Here is a 14,763-nt window from a genome sequence, read left to right as displayed (position 1 = left end):
ACGTCACTCTTGCGGAACGTAACGGACAGTGACAGAAAGTTACTCCGTACATTTGTCGTACATCTGTCGCATTCGGCGCCATCCGACCGATGCCCTGTGCATTACCGTTTACCAGGGCGGGACCGTGCCGCCTGAGACGGCATAGGGGATGCTTCGTGACCAGTCGGAAGCGGTTGGCAGACCAGCGGCGAAGCGCTGGCTTCACACAGGAAGCGCTCGCCGAGCGCCTGGGCGTCAACCCCTTGACGGTGCGGCGCTGGGAGAGTGGACAGTCCATACCGCGCCCGCGCGCCCGGCTGCGGTTGGCGGAAGCACTGGGCATCTCCAGCGATGCCCTGCGGGCGCTGTTGGAGTCTTCGCAACCATCTTTGCTCGCACCAGCAACGTCGGGAACGGTCTTGGCGGACCTGCGTCAAGTTGTGCTGAGCGGCAGCGGCATGGGCGAGCTACCAGCCGTGGCCGACGCCAAGACAGCGGTCACCACGGCGCACCAGCTCTACCAGCGCGCCGACTACGACGCAGCCGCCCGCTACCTCCCGCCACTCGTGGCTTGGCTCCACCGGGAACAGGCCGCCGATGCTGCGCAGGCAGCGGCCTACATTGCTGTGGCCAAACTGGCAACCAAGCTGGGTGACAGCAGCTTGGCTTGGGTGGCGGCCGACCGAGCCTTGCGAGCGGCTGAGTCCGCAGCATCGGCGCCCTTGGTTGGGGCCGCCCAGTACCAAGTGGGCTGTGCGCTGCTCCGCGGTGGAGATACTGACGCTGCCGAACAGGTGGCCGGAGAGTCAGCGGCTCGCCTGGCTTCGGATAGCGCAAACGACCCCGCTGCCATTTCGACCCGAGGTGCACTGACGTTGCTCTCAGCCGTACTGGCTGGCCGCCGCGGTGATGCGCAAGATGCCGAAGCCCACCTCCGAACAGCCGGAGACCTGGCTGTCGTGCTGGGCGGTGAAGGTAACTGGCTCTGGACTGGCTTCGGACCGACCAATGTCGCCCTCCACGGTGTGTCGGTGGCGATGTACCTCGGCCAGCCCGAACGTGCCCACCAGCTCGGGGCCGCGATTGACACTGACGGCCTCCCGTCAGCCCTGCTTGGTCGCCGCTCCCAGGTGCATATCGACCTGGCGCGAGCAGCAGCCAGTGTTGAGCAAGACGGGTTGGCGGTGCTTCACCTTCTGGAAGCCGAACGTGTCGCCAAGGAGGTTGTCAGCCGCAACATCGGGGCCGTGTCTCTGATCGGGACGCTGCTCGGACGGGAGAAGCGCAGTGCCACGCCGGGCCTGCGTGCCCTGGCTGAACGTGCCGGGGTCCAGCGGTGAGCGGCGACCAATCGGAGCAAGTGCTCTACGTCGTCGGTTGTGCCGCGCCACCCGTCCGCGACCTGGGCACGTTGATAACGCTGCTCCAGGCGGAGGGCTGGACGGTTTGCGTGCTGCTCACCCCGACTGCGGCCGAGTGGGTCGACACAGCGGCGCTAGCTGAGCAGACCGGCTATCCAGTGCGCAGCCATCCCCGGTCACCGGACGACGGACGCAGCTTGCCCAAGGCCGATGCCATCCTGGTGGTGCCCGCGACGTTCAACACGATCAACAAGTGGGCGGGTGGTATCTCCGACAACGTCGCCTTGGGCACGCTCAACGAAGCCATTGGGCTGAAGCTGCCAGTGACGGTGGTGCCATACGCTAAGGCGGCGCTGGCGGCGCATCCAGCATTCGGTGACAGCTTGCGCAAGCTGGCTGGGTGGGGTGTGCGGGTGTTGGAGAATGAGTTGGTGCGACCAGCGCAAAATAAGGAAAAGTGGAAGTGGACTTCTTTGCGGAATGCACAATTAAAGTAAAATGAGAAGCGAGAAGAGGGTATGGTGGAAACGACACTTTACAACAAGAATGGTACACCCCAGGCTTATATCGCAAGCGACGGGGAGACTATTTACACTTGGGATGGTCAGGCGGTAGCCTATATCTCAGACGGTCGAGTGTTCGGCTGGAATGGATGCCATCTCGGTTGGTGGCAAGACGGTATTGTCTACGACGGTAGCGGATCGCGCGTAGGGTTCATCGGACAGCGATGTCCCGTAGTCCGCAGCATTTCGCCTATCAAGTCGATCAAATCCATACGATCGATCAAGAGTATTCGATCTGTGCCTAGCGTGAGACCCGTCCTTTCTCTCGGTTCGTCACAGCTCGACCTTCGTGAGTTCTTGATCGCCGGAGCGTAACCCGTTTAAAGGAGCAGACGTTAGGCTCTCAGTGGCGTATAATAGGGCCATGTCTAGTCGCCGAGTCAACCCAGCTGTACTTCATCCGCTGAAAGAAGCTTTGCGACTCACATACTGGTACAAAGATGACCTTCGAGCGTTCTTGAATACTTGCCTTGGTGACCGTTCTCTGGTGGCCAGCTTGAACTGGGCCGCGTATAAGCGACAGATTGTGGCTGAGCTTGTCGATCTGTTGGCGGCTGATCAGCATAAGTATTTTGAGATGCTTCTAGACTTGCTTCTCGCGGTCAGCGACATCGAAGATCCAGCCCACCTTAAAGTTCTTGAGGACGGAAAGAAGAAGTACGATGAAGCTGTCGACGCTCTCAACACACTGAGAAAACAAACTGAACGTTACCGAGCGCTGAGGTCAGAGCAAGAAGAGGCGACGCGGCGGCGCGAGACAGAAAAAGCACGCGCGGAGAACGCTCAGACAATGACCGAGAAGCTGCAACAGCTCAATTCCACGTTTAAATCTCTGCAAACTCAGGATGAGCAGAAACGCGGATACGCGCTCGAAACCCTTCTGACTGACCTATTTGCGCTATACGATGTTGACACGAAGGGATCGTTTCGTATCTACGGCGAGCAATTGGATGGCGCTTTCACGTTCGAAAACGGGGAGTATCTATTCGAGGCAAAATGGCGTAAAGCCCTTACTCCGCTTGCAGATCTAGATACATTCAACATGAAGGTTCAACGGAAACTTGACAATACGCTTGGGTTGTTTTTCTCAATGAACGGGTTCCAGCCAAGTGCCCTGGGTCTTGGCGGATCGGGCCGTCCGAGGGTTCTCCTAATGGATGGTTACGACCTCACACTCGTACTCGAAGACCGTGTCTCTTTTCCTGAAGCACTGCGACGCAAGCGCCAGCACGCTGCAAGAACTGGCGAGATATTTTTGCGTGTGGCAGAGATGCTGTGAGTAGAGAAGCTGATCAGTTCGCCACGATAAAGCACGCCCGCTCGTAGAGTTCGTCGAATGTCACTACCTCTACGTCTCTAATCGACGTTCGAAAGAGTTCGAACGACGACAATTGTTCTGGATTTATTCCAGCTTGGGTCTTGAACTGGTTGAGGTGACCGATAACAAGGATCTGCCGTGGCCGGATTGTAGAGACACTTACTCCCGTAGGCGTTCCATCATCTTCGTAGATGTCGTGTAGCGATCTCGTCACTAGCTGAATAGCCTTATTTACCGTTTTCTGGACTTGGGCGATTCCCCCGACTACGTCATCTGAAGGCTGGTATACATCCGGCGGCCGATAAGCAGATCGCTTAAGTAGGGGACTTGCATGCGTCTTAATCTCGCAAAAGGCTAGGCTGCTGATGTAGCCCCTGGAGCGCAGCACGGCGTCTGCTCTCTTTCCCGCACCTGTAAAAATATTCGCGCCAGCCGTGATCTGTTCCAGTTTCTCGTCATCAAGTGGCTGACATGAGATTAGTGAAAGTCCATAGCCGAAGATCCAAGGGTTCGTTTCAAAGAAATGCTGCCACACTGCTTCAGGCCCTCGGGCCGAAAGTCGCTTTTTTTCGCTCTCAAAAAACTGTCCATCGGCGAGAAGGCGTTCGAATATATCTAGTTGGCTCTTGCGATTCCCCAAAAGGTGGAGGTCGGCTTCAGTTAAGGAAGACCCGAGCGTTATGCGAACCGCGTCGAGAATTGTCTCTTTATCTTTTCCTTGAAAGCTCTTAAGCAACTCGGCTTCGTCGGACTCGACAACACGAAAGCCACTCTTAGGAAATGAAAGGTCCGAGACGCTCTGCAAATAGTGTATGACCTTCCAGAAGTTCTCATGCGCGGAGTCCGTGTCTACAGTAGCCTTGATCATTTTGGTAGTCCCGTCTAGCGGGGCCACATGCTCCACTGCAACTTTGCCACTTTTAGACTTGTCGCGCTTCCATAGACGAATGCGTGGTGTAAGTTTGCCCTCTTTTTCGATTATTGTAACTTGACATAGTGTTGACACGCGTTGACTGTCCGCAAGCACAAAGTCTGTCACCAAACTGCGTGTCTCCGTGTTATAAAAGTACTTAAATCCGTTACCTTTGCCGCCGTCTCGAATTTCAAGCACAGAGAAGTCAGCGTTCTCAACGAGGAATTCGGTTTCGAACGCAATGAAGTTTATTGAAAATTCTGCCATGTTGAATATTATTTCACATTCGGTGGTAGCTGAGGAAGATACAAGGTCTGCCGTTCAGTGTACGGCTACGACTTTCCTTCCGCTTGCATACCCCTTAACAAGTGTTCACCATTCCTCCTCACTCCAAACTTCAACAACTTCTTCTTGATCGTACTGGTGTGCACGCCCAGTCGAGCAGCCAACTGTGGTGCAGTCACCCCCGCCCGGTAGGCCACAATCAAGTCTGCGATCTCACGTTCGGTGAGGGTGCGCCGAGGCAAGGCTGTCCTCCCCTGGATGGTTGTCACCGTCTCCTGGGCATCGTCGGACGGATCGTTGATCCGCCGCAGGACGGCCACCAGCGGTCCCAGGAGGTCGGGACGGTTCATGTACCGTCGGAGGAGTTCCACGAGACGACCTCGGCCGACCTGTGTTCGCGGAAAGCGCGAACCAGGTCGGTCGTCGTTTTCCCTGGGGGGCGACCCCCCAGACCCCCACAGTGCGGTGTGTTGCGTTCCGGGGTGGTCCGGTTGGGTGGGGGACGTTCCGGGGCGGTCCGATTGGGCGAGGGTCCTTGTCGGTCCGACGGATGGGCGGGCCGCGAGGCGTCGTGATGCGGGAGCTGCCGGTTTGGTTGCCGCTCGATCGGGTGGTAATCGTTTCTGGGCGTTGCGCTCGTCGGTTGCGCCGAGGAACCTGACTGTTCAATAAGCAAACACATCATGCCCGTCCGGTCTGGAACGTGGCCCGGGTACGGCGACTGGCCTCGACGCGGTGGAACCGCTCGACTAATCGGCCAGCCGCTTTCAGCTGCACCCAATCGTGTGACGATCCCCGGTGTGTCGGCGCTTCCTTGCGCGGTAGTGTGTGTCGTGCAGTGAAACGGGATCGAGAGCAACCCGGACAATGGTCGACCGCTGAACGTGTTGTGGACGCCATTGGGCGCAATCCCGGGTTTGGATTGGAATCGGTCTCGCGTCTCGTGCATTCTTCAGGTGGAGCGTCCCAGGAAGGGAAAAGGCACGGCGCCCCGGGTGGCAGCCCAGGACACCGCGCCCCTTCTGGCGGCCGCGCCAAGTTCGACGTCCAGTGGATAGGAACGAAGGAGCAACGCGGCCGATGGCCACACTACAAGGCTTTCCCGAAGAAGTTCCAGATGATCATGCGCACGTCCCCGGATCGTGGTCGTCGCCACGAAGGGGCGCCGACGACGACACCGTTTCCCTGCCGGAACTGCTGGCCTGGGGAGAGTTGGACCACCTGCGGCACTCCTGCGGCAGGCGGTACGACCGACCCGACGTGCAGGACTGGCTGCGGCGGGTGGAGCGGGTGACGACCCACGGGCCGGTTTCCACGACGGCCTTCGTGTGGAAGTCGGTGGCCATGGGCGTCCTGGCGGTGTCCTTCCTGCTGCTGTTCCAGTGGCTGGCGCCAGGAACACTGCCCGCCGTGGCTCCGACGCTCGGGGCGATCGTGCTGACCAACTGGATTCGACTCTTCTGGCAGTGGCGTCACTGACTGCCGGGAGAAAACCCGAGGGGGGCGGGGGCAGCCTGCTGCTGGTGTTGGCAACAGCAGACCACCCCCTGCTCGGGAGGTGACGGCCGTCCGGTTTGCCCTGCCGGCGGAAAGGACGGCCGTCACCGCACTTGCGGTTTCCTCGTGTCCTGGCGTCATTGCCGGTGCACGTGCAGTCAAGCGTGCAGTCGGCCGCAACAGAATGACCGGCGACCGCAGCCACACCATCGTGTGGAGCACCTTGCATTTCGCCATTTCCCGTGCCGTTGAACGGTGCCGCGCTCACCTGCACCGCGAGCCGGGGTGGCGACTTCCGGTCACACGCGAATGCATTTCATCCTGAGCGTGTGAATCGTGGGGAAACGCGGCAGCGCGGGCCGACACCGGGTGGTGTCGGCCCGCGCTGCCGTTCTCACGCCGCCAGGACCGCCGCCCTGTCCTCCTCCAGGGCGAGCTCCACCGCCTCTCGGACGTCGGTGACGAAGTGGATGGTGAGTGCTTCGCGGACGGCGTCGGGGACGTCGTCCATGTCCGGTTCGTTGCGGTGGGGCAGCAGGACCGTGGTGATGCCCGCCCGGTGGGCGGCCAGCAGCTTCTGCTTGACGCCGCCGATCGGGAGCACCCGGCCGGTGAGGGAGACCTCGCCGGTCATGGCCACGTCGGAGCGGACCGGGCGGCCGGACAGGAGCGAGGCCAGGGCCGTGGTCATGGTGACGCCCGCGCTGGGGCCGTCCTTGGGGACCGCGCCCGCCGGGACGTGGATGTGGACCCCCCGGTCGGCCAGGGTGGCCGTGGGCAGGTTCAGCTCCGCGCCGTGCGAGCGCAGGTAGGACAGGGCGATCTGCGCCGACTCCTTCATGACCTCGCCGAGCTGGCCGGTCAGCGTCACCCCCGCGGCGCCGGTGCCGGGCTCGGCCAGCGACGCCTCCACGAAGAGGACGTCGCCGCCCGCGCCGGTGACGGCCAGGCCCGTGGAGACGCCGGGGACCCCGGTGCGCTCGGCGGACTCCGGGGTGTGGCGGGGCCTGCCGAGGTGGGTGCGCAGGTCCGCCGCGTCCACCCGCAGGGGCAGCTCCGAGGAGCCCAGCGCCAGCCGCGCCGCCACCTTCCGCAGGACGCGGGCGATGGAGCGCTCGAGCTGCCGCACGCCCGCCTCCCGGGTGTACTCCCCCGCCAGCAGGCGCAGGGCGTCCCGGGACACCGAGACCTCCTCCGCGGTGAGCCCGGCCCGCTCCAGTTGCCTGGGCAGCAGGTGGTCGGCGGCGATGGTGACCTTCTCGTCCTCGGTGTACCCGTCGAGCCGCACCAGCTCCATGCGGTCGAGCAGCGGGGCCGGGATGGACTCGACGACGTTCGCCGTGGCCAGGAACACCACGTCGGACAGGTCGAGTTCGACCTCCAGGTAGTGGTCGCGGAAGGTGTGGTTCTGCGCCGGGTCCAGGACCTCCAGCAGGGCGGCGGTGGGGTCGCCGCGGTGGTCCGAGCCGACCTTGTCGATCTCGTCGAGCAGGACGACCGGGTTCATCGTGCCCGCCTCCTTGATCGCCCGCACGATGCGGCCGGGGAGGGCGCCGACGTAGGTGCGGCGGTGGCCGCGGATCTCGGCCTCGTCGCGGACGCCGCCCAGGGCGACGCGGACGAACTCGCGCCCCATGGCGCGGGCCACCGACTCGCCCAGCGACGTCTTGCCGACCCCGGGCGGGCCGGACAGGGCCAGGACCGCGCCGGAGCGGCGGCCGCCGACCACGCCCAGGCCGCGCTCGTCGCGGCGCTTGCGCACGGCCAGGTACTCGATGATGCGGTCCTTGACGTCGTCGAGGCCCGCGTGGTCGGCGTCGAGGACGGCGCGGGCGCCGGGGATGTCGTAGGAGTCCTCGGTGCGCGTGGTCCACGGCAGGTCGAGCACGGTGTCGAGCCAGGTGCGAATCCAGCCGACCTCGGGGGACTGCTCGGAGGTGCGCTCCAGCTTGTCGACCTCGGCCAGCGCGGCGTCGCGGACCTTCTCCGGGAGGTCGGCGGCCTCGACGCGGGCGCGGTAGTCCTGCTCCTCGGAGGCGGGCTTGCCGTCCAGCTCGGCCAGTTCCTTGCGGATGGCGGTGAGCTGTTGGCGCAGCAGGAACTCCCGCTGCTGCTTCTCCATCCCCTCCCGCACGTCCTTGCGGATGGTCTCGTTGACGTCGAGTTCGGCCAGGTGCTCGCGGCCCCACTCCAGCAGCCGGGCCAGCCGCTCGGCGACGTCGGTGGTCTCCAGCAGCCAGACCTTGTTCTCGTCGGAGACGTAGGTGGCGTACCCGGCGAGGTCGGCCAGCGCCGACGGGTCGTCCACCGAGGCCACGCTGTCGACGACCTGCCACGCGCCCCGCTGCTGCAGGATGCGGGTGACCAGGTCCTTGTAGTCGCGGGCCAGCTCGGGCACCCGCTCGTCGACGACCTCGTCCAGCGTCTCGACCTGCACCCACAGCGCGGCGCCGGGGCCGGTGGTGCCCGCGCCGATGCGCACCCGGCCGGTGCCGCGGACGACGGCGGCGAGCTGCCCGCCGGGCAGCCTGCCGACCTGCTCGACCACGGCCAGCGTGCCGACCCGCGCGTACCTGCCGTCCAGCCGGGGCACCAGGACCACCCGGGCGGGCTCGCCGCCGGAGCGGGCGGCCTCGACGGCGGCGCGGGCCTCGTTCGCGTTGTCGCCGCCGGTGAGCTGGATGGGGACGACCATGCCGGGCAGCAGGACCGTGTCGTCCAGCGGGAGCACCGGCAGCGTCAGAGCCTCGGACATGCGGATCACTCTCCAAGAAGTTGAGTCTGATCAGCTCAACCTCCCTGAGCCCGGTGCTGTTCCCCCCTCGTGTTCGCCGTGAGCGAGCGCGGAACGCGGTATACCTGTGATCGACAAACCGGACTAGGAGCGGCCCTGATGAGCGACCTCACCCTGCACATCGACGCGGAGGGCACCCCGGCGACGCTGGACCGGCTGACCGACGGCCTCGCCGACGACCTGCGCGCCGCCCGGGTCGGCACGGTTTCCCGGGGCACCGCCGCGGGCGCCCCGGGCAGCAAGTCCGGCCTCGCGCAGACCATCGGCGAACTGCTCGTCGGCGGGGCGGTGCCGGGCAGCCTGCTGGTGGTGCACCGCACGGTCGTCCAGTTCCTGGAGCGGTCCAAGGCGCGCTCGGTCACCGTCGAGGTGAACGGCAAGAAGATCACCATCACCGCCGCCACCGCCGGGGAGACCGCCGAGGCCCTGCGCATCGCCGCCGAGGCCGAACCGGGGGAGTAGCCGTGGCCGAGCGCAGAGCGCTGCTGATCGGGACCTCCCGCTACCAGGACCCCGCGCTGCCCACGCTGCAGGCGCCGGGCAGGGAGACCCGGCAGCTCTCGGAGCTGCTCAACGACCCCGACATCGGCGGGTTCGCCGCCACCGCGCTCATCGACGAGCGCAAGGCCGTCGTCGAGCGCGAGATCGAGGAGTTGTTCGCCGACCGGGGCGTCGACGACCACGTGCTGCTCTACCTGTCCGGCCACGGCATCAAGAACGCGGACAACCAGCTCTTCTTCGCCACCACCGACACCCGCCAGGACCGCCCGTACTCCACCTCGATCCCGGCGGTGTTGGTGCAGCGGCTGCTGCGCGAGTGCCAGGCCCGGTTCAAGGCGGTGGTCCTGGACTGCTGCTACAGCGGCTCGTTCGCCCCCGGCGCGGTGGCCAAGTCGGGGGCGGCGGTCGACGTCAGCGCGCTCGGCGAGGGCACGTTCGTCATCACCGCCACCAACGCCCTCGACCCGGCGTTCGAGGACGAGCGGGTGGTCTTCGGCAACAGCACCCCGTACTCGGTGTTCACCGACGCCCTCATCGCGGGCCTGGAGACCGGGGCCGCCGCCCGCCCCGGCTCCGACGAGATCAGCGCCGACGACCTGTACGACTTCCTCGACCGCGAGCTGCGCAAGCCGCGCGCCGACGGCCGGGTGCAGCGCCCGCACCGGCTCAACCACGGCCTGGGCGAGTTCAAGGTCGCCGGGGCGCGCACCCGGCGGCTGGCGGTCGACGAGACCACCGCCTCGCCCCGGCTGGCCGAGCTGGTCGCCAGGGACGACCCGGCGGCGGCCCGCGCGCTGCGGGTGCCGATCGGGCAGGCGCACCGGGCCACCGCGCGGCGACGACCTGGTGCGGCTCGACCTGGCCGGCCCGGACGGGCACGTGTGCGTGGTGGGCCGGATCTGGTCGGGCAAGTCGACGCTGCTGCGCACCCTGATCGGCGGGCTGCGCACCGGCCGCTCCCCCGCCGAGGTGCGGTTCGTCTGCCTGGACGGGGGCGGGCAGCTCGCCGACCTGGCCGACACCCCGTACGTCGACCGGGTGGTGGCGCCCTCGGACACCGAGGGCGTGCGGGCGGCGCTGGCGCACGTGCTGGCCACGATCGAGTTCCGCGACCGGCTCTTCCGCGCGGGCTCGATCCGGCTGACGCACCACTACCGCGAGCTGCGCCACCGCAACGCGCTGCCCCCGGGCGACCACGCCGACCTGTTCCTGGTGGTGGACGGCTGGGACCGGTTCCACACCCGCGGCGTCGCCGAGGACGTGCGGCGGATCGCGGGCACCGGCCTGGGCCGGGGCGTGCACGTGGTGCTCACCGCGCGCACCTGGTCGGAGGTGCCGCCGGAGATCAGGAGCCTGCTGCGCGGCCGGATCGAACTGGGCCTCGACGACCCGCGCGAGTCCCACCACCCGGAGCTGTCGGCGAGCCTGCCCAGGACCGCGGGCTGGGGCCTCTGCGACGGGCGCCCGTTCCTCACCGCCGTGCAGGAGCACGACCAGACCGAGGAGGAGATCAACGCCGTCGCCGCCCGGCTGGCCAGGATGGCCGGGCCGGAACCCGCCCCGGCCGAGGAGGAGACGACGGTCCCCGACCCGCTGCTGTCGAACCCCGCGCTGCTCGACCTGCTGGGCCTGCCGGACGCGGGCGCCACCGCGCGGTCACCCGAGAGGCCGCCGGAACTGCGCTACCGGGTGGCGTTCGGGGTCGACGGGCACGGCGACCCGGTCGAGCTGGACATCAAGGAGGCCGCCGAGGGCGGCATGGGCCCGCACGGGATCTGCGTGGGCGCGACCGGCTCCGGGAAGTCGGAGTTCCTGCGCACCCTGGTGCTCGCCATGATGGCCACCCACAAGCCCACCGAGCTGGGCTTCGTGCTGATCGACTTCAAGGGCGGCGCGACCTTCCTCGACCTGGGCACCGCGCCGCACGTCGCCGCGTCGGTCACCAACCTCGACCGCAACCTGCCGCTGGTCGACCGGCTCGGCGCCGCGCTGCGCGGTGAGGTCTCCCGCAGGCAGGAGCTGTTGGCGCGGCACGGTTTCGGCAAGGTGGCCGACTACGACGCGGCCCGCCGCGGCGGGCGCGTCCTGCCGCCGCTGCCCGCGCTGTTCGTGGTGGTGGACGAGTTCTCCGAGCTGCTGACCGCCCGGCCCGACCTCCTCGAGGTGTTCACCACGATCGGGCGGCTCGGCCGCTCGCTGCGGATGCACCTGCTGCTGGCCGCGCAGCGGCTGGAGGAGGGCGCGCTGCGCGGGCTCGACTCGCACCTGTCGTACCGGGTCGGGCTCAAGACGTTCTCGGCGGCGGAGTCGCGCGCGGTGCTGGGGGTGCCGGACGCCTACGAGCTGCCGCCCGTCCCCGGGTCGGGTTACCTCCGCGCCGACGTGAGCACCATGGTCCGGTTCAAGGCCGCCTACGTCTCCGGTGGCGCCACCGGGCGGTCGACGCTGGAGGGGGTGCTGGCGGTGCTGCCCGACACCGGCGCCCCGGTGGCCCCGATCTGGCTGCCACCGCTGCGCGAGTCCGACCCGCTGGACAGGGCGCTGCCGGGCCTGGGGCCGCGACCGGGTCGCGGGCTCAGCGCAGGCGACCACGGCGGCGGGCTGACCGTGCCGCTGGGCGTGGTCGACCGGCCCTACGAGCAGCGGTACGAGTTCCTCGTCGCCGACCTGTCCGGTGCCGCGGGCCACGCCGTGATCGCGGGCGGCCCGCAGTCGGGCAAGTCGACGCTGCTGCGGACGCTGGTGCTGGCCGCCGCGCTCACCCACACCCCCGACGAGGTCCGGTTCTCCTGCCTGGACCTCGGCGGCGGCACGCTGGGCCCGCTGGCCGGGCTGCCGCACGTCGGCGACGTCGCGGGCCGCACCGACCCCGACCGCCTGCGCCGGATCGCCACCGAGTTCACCGACCTGCTCGCCGAGCGCGAGCGGTCGTTCCTGGCCGCGGGCCTCGGCTCCATGGCCGAGGCCCGCGGCGCCGGGGTGCCGGACGTGTTCCTGGTCGTCGACGGGTGGCTGAACCTGCGGCAGGAGTTCGAGGACGTCGAGCAGGCGGTCACCACCATCGCCAACCGCGGCCTGACCTACGGCGTGCATCTGGTGCTGACCGTGAACCGCTGGGCCGAGCTGCGGGCGGCGGTCAAGGACCTGGTCGGCACCCGGCTGGAGCTGCGGCTCGGCGACCCGAACGACTCCGAGGTCGACCGGCGGACCGCCGCGACGGTGCCGGAGCGGACCCCGGGGCGGGGCGTCACCGCGGGCGGGCACCACTTCCGCGCGTTCCTCCCCCGGGTCGACGGCTCCCGCGGCACCGCGGACCTGGGCACGGCCCTGCGCGCGGCGGTGGCGGCGGTCGGCGCGGCTTGGACCGGCGAGCGGGCCCCCCGGGCCCGGTTGCTGCCGACGACCATCGACCGGTCCGCGCTGGCCGGGGACGAGGGGTCGGGCAGGCGGTTCCCGATCGGTCAGGACATCCGGCTGCGCACGGTCCACCTGGACCTGGAGGCGGACTCGCACTTCGTCGCCTTCGCCGACGGGGAGTCGGGCAAGACGAACCTGCTGCGCACGATCATGACCGGCATCACCGAGCGGTACACCGACCGCGAGGCGGTGATCCTCCTGGTCGACTACCGGCGGACCCTGCTGGGGTTCCTGGGCACCGACCACCTGCTCGCCTACGCGGTGTCCTCCGCCCAACTCGACGACATGATGCGGGACGTCCGCGGCTCGATGCTCAGGCGGCTGCCGGGCCCGGACGTCACCCAGGAGCAGCTCAGCGACCGGTCCTGGTGGCGCGGCCCGGAGCTGTTCATCCTGGTCGACGACTACGACCTGGTCGCCACCCCCGGGGCCAACCCGTTCGGCCCGATCGTGGAATTCCTCGGCCAGGCCAAGGACGTCGGCCTGCACCTGGTGCTGGTCCGGCGGACCGGCGGGGCGGGCCGGGCGATGTTCGACCCGGTGCTGGGGCGGCTGCGCGAACTCGGCACCCCCGGCCTGGTGATGAGCGGCAGCCCGGACGAGGGGCACCTGCTGGGCCGGGTCAAGCCCGCGCCGATGCCGCCCGGCCGGGGCACGCTGGTGAGCCGCCGGTCCGGGCAGGAGCTGATGCAGGTGGCGTGGACCGACCCGTCAGCCGTGCTCCAGCCCGAGCTGCCGGGCACCGTCCTGCCCGATCCCGAGCAGCCGGGCACCGTTGTCGTGCAGTACGGCTCGCAGGAACGGGTCGCCGAGGCCGGGGGCGGCGGCCCAGCCGGTGATGGCGGCGACCTGCTCGGCGTAGGCGTAGGGGATGCTCGGGAAGTCGGTGCCGAAGACCACGCGGTCGGCGACGTCGGCCAGCCTGCGGGTCCAGTCGGCGGGCAGCGGGGCGATGTCGGTGGTGAAGGGGACGCCGACCATGGTGGTGTCGAGGTGGACCCGGGGGTGGCGGTCGAGGAGGTCCAGCGCGAGGGACAGCTCCGGCATCCCGGCGTGGGCGAGGACGGCGGTGAGCGCCGGGTGGCGGCGCAGCACCTCCTCGAAGACGGGCAGGCCGGTGTGCTCCCCGGGGAGGGGGCCGTGGCCGCAGTGGACGACGACCGGGACCCCGGCCTCGGCGAGCAACCCCCAGGCGGGGTCCAGTAGCGCGTCGCGGGGGTCGTAGGCGCCGACCTGGACGTGGGCCTTGACGCAGCGGGCACCCGCGCGGACCGCCGCGTCCAGGTAGGACACGACGCCCGGTTCCGGGTAGAGGGTGGCCGTGGGGACGGCCTCGGGGACGGTGGCGGCGAAGTCGGTGACCCAGTCGGTGAGCCAGGCGGCCATGCCCGGCTTGTGCGGGTAGACCAGCGGGGCGTAGGCGACGACGCCGAACGAGCGCAGCAGCTCGACCCGCTCCGGGACCGGCAGGCGGTAGTGGATCGGCCACGCCCGGCCGTAGTTGCGCTCGGCGTCGTCGAAGTACTGCCAGACCTTGCGCTGGACCTGGTCCGGCAGGAAGTGCACGTGGATGTCGACCAGGCCCGGGACGCCGAGGGAGCGGGCCAGGCCGACGAGGTCCCCGTCGCGCATCAGCGCATCCCCTTGGCCGCCCGCCCGAGCGAGCGGGTGATCTCCTTGTTGGCGTCGCGCTTGGCCAGGTCCTGGCGCTTGTCGTAGGACTTCTTGCCCTTCGCCAGCGCCAGCTCGACCTTCACCTTGCCGTCCTTGAAGTACAGCGACAGCGGCACCAGCGACAAGCCGGACTCCTTGATCTTGCCGATCAGCCGGAGGATCTCGCCCTTGTGCATCAGCAGCTTGCGGGTGCGCCGCGGCTCGTGGTTGGTCCAGGTGCCCTGCGTGTACTCGGGGATGTGCAGGTTGCGCAGGTAGACCTCGCCGTCGTCGACCGTGGCGAACGCGTCGACCAGCGAGGCCCGGCCCTCCCGCAGGCTCTTGACCTCGGTGCCGACCAGGACCATGCCCGCCTCGTACGTGTCGACGACCGAGTAGTCGTGCCGCGCCTTGCGGTTCGACGCGATCACCTTGTTCCCGCGCTCCTTCACCATGCCGCGAACTCTACGGAAGCAGCCGGG

At 67.6% G+C, this 14,763-nt stretch carries 11 protein-coding genes and 2 pseudogenes; 8 read left to right on the top strand and 5 right to left on the bottom strand.

Features of this window, described 5'->3' with window-relative positions; all coding sequences use genetic code 11:
• The first annotated feature begins 155 nt into the window (after positions 1–155).
• From DFQ13_RS29185 to DFQ13_RS33335, 4 genes are all read left to right on the top strand, one after another.
• Complete coding sequence (locus tag DFQ13_RS29185; RefSeq protein WP_181400197.1) at positions 156–1,319, top strand: helix-turn-helix domain-containing protein; 1,164 nt, start codon at positions 156–158, stop codon at positions 1,317–1,319.
• The gene (locus tag DFQ13_RS29180; RefSeq protein ID WP_233438624.1) at positions 1,316–1,837 is read left to right on the top strand and encodes a flavoprotein; all 522 of its coding nucleotides are present in this window, start codon (positions 1,316–1,318) and stop codon (positions 1,835–1,837) included. Before DFQ13_RS29185 ends, DFQ13_RS29180 begins: the two co-directional genes overlap by 4 nt.
• A 21-nt stretch (positions 1,838–1,858) precedes the next feature.
• Positions 1,859–2,218: a 4-fold beta flower protein gene (locus DFQ13_RS36040; RefSeq protein ID WP_407643227.1), complete on the top strand. Its 360-nt coding sequence runs from the start codon at positions 1,859–1,861 to the stop codon at positions 2,216–2,218.
• 172 nt (positions 2,219–2,390) lie between these two features.
• Positions 2,391–3,182 (top strand): hypothetical protein, encoded by a 792-nt coding sequence (locus DFQ13_RS33335; protein WP_146241389.1) that lies wholly within the window; start codon positions 2,391–2,393, stop codon positions 3,180–3,182.
• Positions 3,183–3,195: 13 nt separating this feature from the next.
• On the opposite strand, the gene DFQ13_RS29175 is transcribed toward DFQ13_RS33335, so the two are convergent.
• Positions 3,196–4,401, bottom strand: coding sequence for a Shedu immune nuclease family protein (locus DFQ13_RS29175; RefSeq protein WP_110082088.1), 1,206 nt, complete (start codon positions 4,399–4,401; stop codon positions 3,196–3,198).
• A gap of 65 nt (positions 4,402–4,466) precedes the next feature.
• Positions 4,467–4,739, bottom strand: coding sequence for a resolvase (locus DFQ13_RS29170; protein WP_233438623.1), 273 nt, complete (start codon positions 4,737–4,739; stop codon positions 4,467–4,469).
• Positions 4,740–5,499: 760 nt separating this feature from the next.
• Between DFQ13_RS29170 and DFQ13_RS29165 the strand changes: the two genes are divergently transcribed.
• Complete coding sequence (locus tag DFQ13_RS29165; protein ID WP_146241388.1) at positions 5,500–5,898, top strand: hypothetical protein; 399 nt, start codon at positions 5,500–5,502, stop codon at positions 5,896–5,898.
• A gap of 412 nt (positions 5,899–6,310) precedes the next feature.
• Here the strand turns inward: DFQ13_RS29165 and lon are convergent, their stop codons facing one another.
• Positions 6,311–8,671 carry an endopeptidase La gene (gene lon, locus DFQ13_RS29160; protein WP_110082086.1) on the bottom strand — a complete coding sequence of 787 codons (2,361 nt, stop codon included), beginning with the start codon at positions 8,669–8,671 and terminating at the stop codon, positions 6,311–6,313.
• Positions 8,672–8,809: 138 nt separating this feature from the next.
• Between lon and DFQ13_RS29155 the strand changes: the two genes are divergently transcribed.
• The 3 genes and pseudogenes from DFQ13_RS29155 to eccCb form a co-directional block, all read left to right on the top strand.
• Positions 8,810–9,172 carry an effector-associated constant component EACC1 gene (locus tag DFQ13_RS29155; protein WP_052021802.1) on the top strand — a complete coding sequence of 121 codons (363 nt, stop codon included), beginning with the start codon at positions 8,810–8,812 and terminating at the stop codon, positions 9,170–9,172.
• 2 nt (positions 9,173–9,174) lie between these two features.
• Positions 9,175–9,810, top strand: a pseudogene (locus DFQ13_RS36035) (caspase family protein); the annotation flags it as partial.
• 247 nt (positions 9,811–10,057) lie between these two features.
• A pseudogene (gene eccCb / locus DFQ13_RS29140) lies at positions 10,058–13,339 on the top strand (type VII secretion protein EccCb); the annotation flags it as partial.
• On the opposite strand, the gene DFQ13_RS29135 reads toward eccCb, so the two are convergent.
• Together DFQ13_RS29135 and smpB are read right to left on the bottom strand one after the other, a co-directional pair.
• Complete coding sequence (locus DFQ13_RS29135; RefSeq protein ID WP_084176279.1) at positions 13,340–14,260, bottom strand: amidohydrolase family protein; 921 nt, start codon at positions 14,258–14,260, stop codon at positions 13,340–13,342.
• Entirely contained in the window at positions 14,260–14,736 is a 477-nt protein-coding gene (gene smpB / locus DFQ13_RS29130; protein WP_035287633.1) for an SsrA-binding protein SmpB, read from the bottom strand. The genes DFQ13_RS29135 and smpB overlap by 1 nt, the downstream gene beginning before the upstream one ends.
• Positions 14,737–14,763 lie beyond the last annotated feature (27 nt).

The organism is Actinokineospora spheciospongiae, assembly GCF_003182415.1.
GTDB lineage: Bacteria > Actinomycetota > Actinomycetes > Mycobacteriales > Pseudonocardiaceae > Actinokineospora > Actinokineospora spheciospongiae.
The sequence above is the reverse complement of the archived record's forward strand: the minus strand, read 5'-3'. Positions and strand labels throughout refer to the sequence as shown.

Coding starts and splice junctions, on each gene's coding strand:
- DFQ13_RS36040 (WP_407643227.1), top strand. CDS start 1,859: ATGGTGGAAACGACACTTTACAACAAGAATGGTACACCCCAGGCTTAT.
- DFQ13_RS29175 (WP_110082088.1), bottom strand. CDS start 4,401: ATGGCAGAATTTTCAATAAACTTCATTGCGTTCGAAACCGAATTCCTC.
- DFQ13_RS29165 (WP_146241388.1), top strand. CDS start 5,500: ATGGCCACACTACAAGGCTTTCCCGAAGAAGTTCCAGATGATCATGCG.
- lon (WP_110082086.1), bottom strand. CDS start 8,671: ATGTCCGAGGCTCTGACGCTGCCGGTGCTCCCGCTGGACGACACGGTC.
- DFQ13_RS29155 (WP_052021802.1), top strand. CDS start 8,810: ATGAGCGACCTCACCCTGCACATCGACGCGGAGGGCACCCCGGCGACG.
- DFQ13_RS29135 (WP_084176279.1), bottom strand. CDS start 14,260: ATGCGCGACGGGGACCTCGTCGGCCTGGCCCGCTCCCTCGGCGTCCCG.
- smpB (WP_035287633.1), bottom strand. CDS start 14,736: ATGGTGAAGGAGCGCGGGAACAAGGTGATCGCGTCGAACCGCAAGGCG.